At 73.0% G+C, this 4,932-nt stretch carries 3 protein-coding genes; all 3 read right to left on the bottom strand.

Annotation, left to right across the window (positions count from 1 at the left end):
• Positions 1 to 240: 240 nt before the first annotated feature.
• Positions 241 to 1,089, bottom strand: a complete 849-nt coding sequence (locus tag ICW40_RS16920; protein WP_221655180.1) for a DegV family protein — start codon at positions 1,087 to 1,089, stop codon at positions 241 to 243.
• 1 nt (position 1,090) lies between these two features.
• Positions 1,091 to 4,042 carry a leucine--tRNA ligase gene (leuS, locus tag ICW40_RS16915; protein WP_374199175.1) on the bottom strand — a complete coding sequence of 984 codons (2,952 nt, stop codon included), beginning with the start codon at positions 4,040 to 4,042 and terminating at the stop codon, positions 1,091 to 1,093.
• A gap of 83 nt (positions 4,043 to 4,125) precedes the next feature.
• On the bottom strand, positions 4,126 to 4,932 hold an 807-nt coding region (locus ICW40_RS16910), incomplete at its 5' end, for a fatty acid desaturase family protein (RefSeq protein ID WP_221655179.1).

The following is a 4,932-nucleotide window of genomic DNA, read 5'->3' as shown; positions in this document are numbered from 1 at the left end:
GTCCCCCGCCGGCCCGCCCCGCGCCGGTGGGTCCCGCGCCCGCCGGCCCGGCCTCGGGGGTCACCGCCCCCACGAGGCGCACGAGACGGTCGCGCGTGGTCCCCTCGACCCCTCCGTCCGCGCTCCGCGCGTGCTGCGGTGAGCGGGGTGCCGAGGTCACGCCGCGACGCTACGACCGGTCACCGTCGGCCTCGGCGGCGGGCCTGCGTGGTCCGGGGACGGGCCCGAGCCTGTGGACGGTCAGGCGTCGGCCACGACGACGGCGAGCATGCCGGGACCGGCGTGCGCCCCCACGACGGCGCTGATCTCGGCGACGTGGACGTGCCGCACGGCATCGCCGCACGTCGAGCGCACCTCCTCGGCGAGCGCCTCCGCGGCGTCCGGGTCACCGAGGTGGTGCACCGCCAGGTCGACCTCTCCACGGCGACCCACGTCCTGCGCGACGAGCTCGACGAGACGTCCGCGTGCGCGGGCGCTCGTGCGGACCTTCTCGACCACCTCGAGCCGCCCGGCGCGCACGCCGAGGACCGGCCGCATGCCGAGCACCGTGCCGAGGGCGGCCGCGACCGGGCCGAGCCGCCCCCCGCGCCGCAGGTGCTCGAGGGTGTCGACCGCGAAGAGCACCGTCGTGCCGCCGGCACACACCTCGGCCGCGCGCGCGACGGCGGCGCCGTTCGCCCCCTCGGCGGCCGCACGCGCGCCCGCGAGGGCCGCGAGACCGAGCCCCATGCCGACGGACCGCGAGTCGACGACGTGGACCGGTACGGCGGCGGTCTGCGCCGCGGTGCGCGCGGACACGACGGTGCCGGACAGCTCGCCCGAGAGGTGCACCGAGACGATCTCGCGCACGCCCCGCGCCGCGACCCGCGCGTACGCGCGGGCGAACGCCTCCGGCCCCGGCTGCGACGTGGTCACGTGCGCGCCGGCCCGCAGGACCTCGACCAGGCGCGCCGGGCTCAGGTCGACGCCCTCGCGGTGGGCCGTCCCGTCGACGACGACCTGGAGCGGGACCACGACGACGTCGACCACGTCGAGCACCGCGGGCGGGAGCGACGCCGTCGAGTCGGTGACGACCGCGACGCCGCCCATCTCAGGCGGGCACGACGTTGACGAGCTTGGGGGCCCGGACGATGACCGTACGCACGCCGCGCCCGTCGAGCGCCCGCTGCACCCCGGCGGTCGCGAGCGCCCGCTCGCGGAGCTCGTCCTCACCGATGGACGGCGGGACCTCCAGGCGGTCGCGCACCTTGCCCTGCACCTGGACGACGCACGTGACGGTCTCCTCGACCAGGTACGCCGGGTCGGCCACGGGGTACGGCTCCCGCGCGAGGCTCGTCGGGTGGCCGAGGCGCTCCCAGAGCTCCTCGCAGATGTGCGGCGCGAGCGGCGCGAGCAGCAGCACGAGCGTCTCGGCGGCCGCGCGCGGCACGGCGGGCAGCGTCGTCAGGTGGTTGTTGAGCACGATGAGCCGGGCTATCGCGGTGTTGAACCGCATGGCCTCCATCTCGGTGCGCACGTCCTCGACCGTGCGGTGCAGCACGCGCAGGGTCGCGTCCGTGGGCGCGTCCTCCGTCACGGTCAGCTCGCCCGTCGTCTCGTCGACGACGTTGCGCCACAGGCGCTGCAGGAACCGCTGCGAGCCGACGACGGCGCGCGTGTCCCAGGGACGGGACAGGTCCAGCGGCCCCATCGACATCTCGTAGAGGCGGAACGTGTCGGCGCCGTAGGCGTCGTACATCTCGTCGGGCGTCACGCTGTTCTTGAGCGACTTGCCGATCTTCCCGTACTCGCGGAAGACCTCCTGGCCGTTCCACGAGAACCCGCTCGGCACGGACTCGTCCTCGACCACCTCGTTCGCCCACACGTAGGCACCGCGGGCGTCGGTGTACGCGTAGGCCTGGATGTAGCCCTGGTTGAACAGCCTGCGGAAGGGCTCGACGCTCGACACGTGGCCCAGGTCGTGCAGCACCTTGTGCCAGAACCGCGCGTACAGCAGGTGCAGCACCGCATGCTCGACACCGCCCACGTACAGGTCCACGCCGCCCGAGGCACCCGAGTCGGCGTCGTGCCCCGGACCCATCCAGTAGCGCTCGAGCTCGGGGTCGACGACGACGTCGCGCCGGCCCGGCTCGAGGTAGTTGAGGTAGTACCAGCACGAGCCCGCCCAGTTGGGCATGGTGTTGGTGTCACGCCGGTAGGTCCGCGGGCCGTCGCCGAGGTCGAGCTCGACCGCGACCCACTCCTCGTTGCGCCCCAGCGGCGGCTCGGGCATCGACGTCACGTCGTCGGGCTCGAACGTGCGCGGCGAGTAGTCCGGGACCTCCGGCAGGTCGACCGGCAGCATGTCCTCGGGCAGCGCGATCGGCAGGTCGTGCTCGTCGTACACGATCGGGAAGGGCTCGCCCCAGTACCGCTGGCGGCTGAACAGCCAGTCCCGCAGCCGGTAGGTCACCGTGCGCGTCCCGATGCCCCGCTGCTCGAGCCACTCGGTCATCGTCCGCTTCGCGTCGTCGACGCCCAGCCCGTCGAGGCTGATCTCGTCGTTCGCGGAGTTCACCGCGGGCCCCTCGCCCGTGAAGGCGTCGCCCTCCCAGCCCTCGGGCGGCGCGACGGTGCGGACCACGGGCAGCTCGAACTGCGCCGCGAACTGCCAGTCGCGCTCGTCCTGGCCGGGGACGGCCATGATCGCGCCCGTGCCGTACCCCATGAGCACGTAGTCCGCCGTGAACACCGGCACCTGCGCGCCGGTGGCCGGGTTGACGGCGAGGTGGCCCGTGAAGACGCCCGTCTTGCGCCCGGCGTCGGCCTGACGCTCGACGGCGGTCTTCCCGGCAGCCTCCGCCCGGTACGCGGCCACCGCCGCGGTCGGCGACGCGTGCCCGCCCGTCCAGGCCGTGCTGGTCCCGTCCGGCCACGCGGCGGGCACCTCGTCCAGCAGCGGGTGCTCGGGCGAGACGACCATGAACGTGGCGCCGAAGAGCGTGTCCGGACGCGTCGTGAACACCTCGAACGTCCCGCCGCCCACGACGTCGAAGGTGATCTGGGCGCCCTCGGACCGGCCGATCCAGTTGCGCTGCATCGCGCGCACCTTGTCGGGCCAGTCGATCAGGTCCAGGTCGGCGATGAGGCGGTCGGCGTAGGCCGTGATCCGCATGTTCCACTGGCGCAGGTTGCGCTTGAACACCGGGAAGTTGCCGCGCTCGGAGCGGCCGTCGACCGTGACCTCCTCGTTCGCCAGCACCGTGCCCAGTCCCGGGCACCAGTTCACGGGCGTCTCGGACACGTAGGCGAGGCGCTGCGCGTCGACGACCCGGCGACGGGCCACCTCGTCGAGCTCGGACCAGGTGCGGCCACCGGACAGCTCGGCCGGGACCTCGCGCGCCCCGCTCTCGTACTCCGCGACCAGCTCGGTGATCGGACGGGCCCGGCCCGTGCCGCCGTCGGGGCGCGGGGCGTCGTCGTCGTACCAGGAGCTGAAGATCTGCAGGAATATCCACTGCGTCCAGCGGACGTACTCGGAGTCGGTGGTCGCGAAGGTGCGGCGCGCGTCGTGCGCCAGCCCGAGCCGGCGCAGCTGGCGCCGCATCGTGACGATGTTCTCCTCGGTGGTCTTGCGAGGGTGCTGACCCGTCTGCACCGCGTACTGCTCCGCCGGCAGGCCGAACGCGTCGTATCCCAGAGCGTGCAGCACGTTGTCGCCGCACATGCGGCGGTGCCGGCCGACGACGTCGGTCGCGATGTAGCCGAGGGGGTGCCCGACGTGCAGGCCCGCGCCCGAGGGGTACGGGAACATGTCCATGAGGAAGAACGACGGGGCCTCGGCGTCGGCGTGGTTGCCGTCGGCGTCCGTGAGCCTGCCCGTCGGGTTGGCCGCCCAGAACGTGCCGCGCTCCTCCCAGCGGTCCTGCCAGCGCTGCTCGATCTCCGAGGCGAGCGCGGCGGTGTAGCGCAGGGGCGCCTCTGGCGGGGTCGCGGTGCCCGACGACGCGGGCGCGTCCGTCGTCACCGTGCTGGCGGAGGAGGTCGGGTCAGGGTTGTGCACCCGCCCAGGCTACCGTCGGCGCACGTCGGAACCCGCCCCGATCCCGGCGTCGTGGCTGCTCGCGGGGGTCCGCGACGCGCCGCTCAGCGCGCGGAGCGGTACTCCAGCGTGAGCGGGCACTGGAACGGGTCCCGAGCCGCGAGGCCGACCTTGTTGAGGTACGCGATCACGATCGCGTACGAGCGCCACACGCTCGTCTCGGTGTAGTGGATCCCGCGCGACGCGCAGAACTCCCGGACGATCGGCTGGACGTGGCGCAGGTGCGGACGAGCCATGTTCGGGAAGAGGTGGTGCTCGATCTGGTAGTTCAGGCCGCCCATCATGAGGTCCGTGAAGCGGCCCCCGCGGACGTTGCGGCTCATGAGCACCTGACGGCGCAGGAAGTCGATGCGGGCGTCCGGCGGGACGATCGGCATGCCCTTGTGGTTGGGCGCGAAAACCGCACCCATGTAGAGGCCGAAGATCGCGAGCTGCACGCCGAGGAAGGCGAAGGCCATGCCGACCGGGAGCGCCCAGAACACGAGGGCGAGGTAGCCGCCGAGGCGGAGCATGACGAAGGCGATCTCGACGGGGCGGCGCTTGACCTCGCCCTTGCCGAAGATCGTCTTGATGCCCGAGATGTGCAGGTTGAGGCCCTCGAGCAGCAGCAGCGGGAAGAACAGCCAGCCCTGGCGGGCGTGGAACCACGCGCGCAGGCCCGAGACGGGCTTCTCGAGGTCCTCGGTGTGGAAGACGAGCGCGCCCGTCGCGATGTCCGGGTCCGCGCCGACCTGGTTCGGCTTGGCGTGGTGGCGGCTGTGCTTGTGCTGCCACCACCCGTAGCTCATGCCCGCGTAGAGGTTCGCGATGACGAGGCTGGCCCAGTCGTTCCACCGGCCGGACTTGAAGAT

This window comes from Actinotalea ferrariae (genome assembly GCF_019733465.1).
Taxonomy (GTDB): Bacteria; Actinomycetota; Actinomycetes; order Actinomycetales; family Cellulomonadaceae; genus Actinotalea; species Actinotalea ferrariae_A.
Note: the sequence above shows the minus strand (reverse complement) of the source record. Positions and strands in the feature narration are given on the sequence as shown.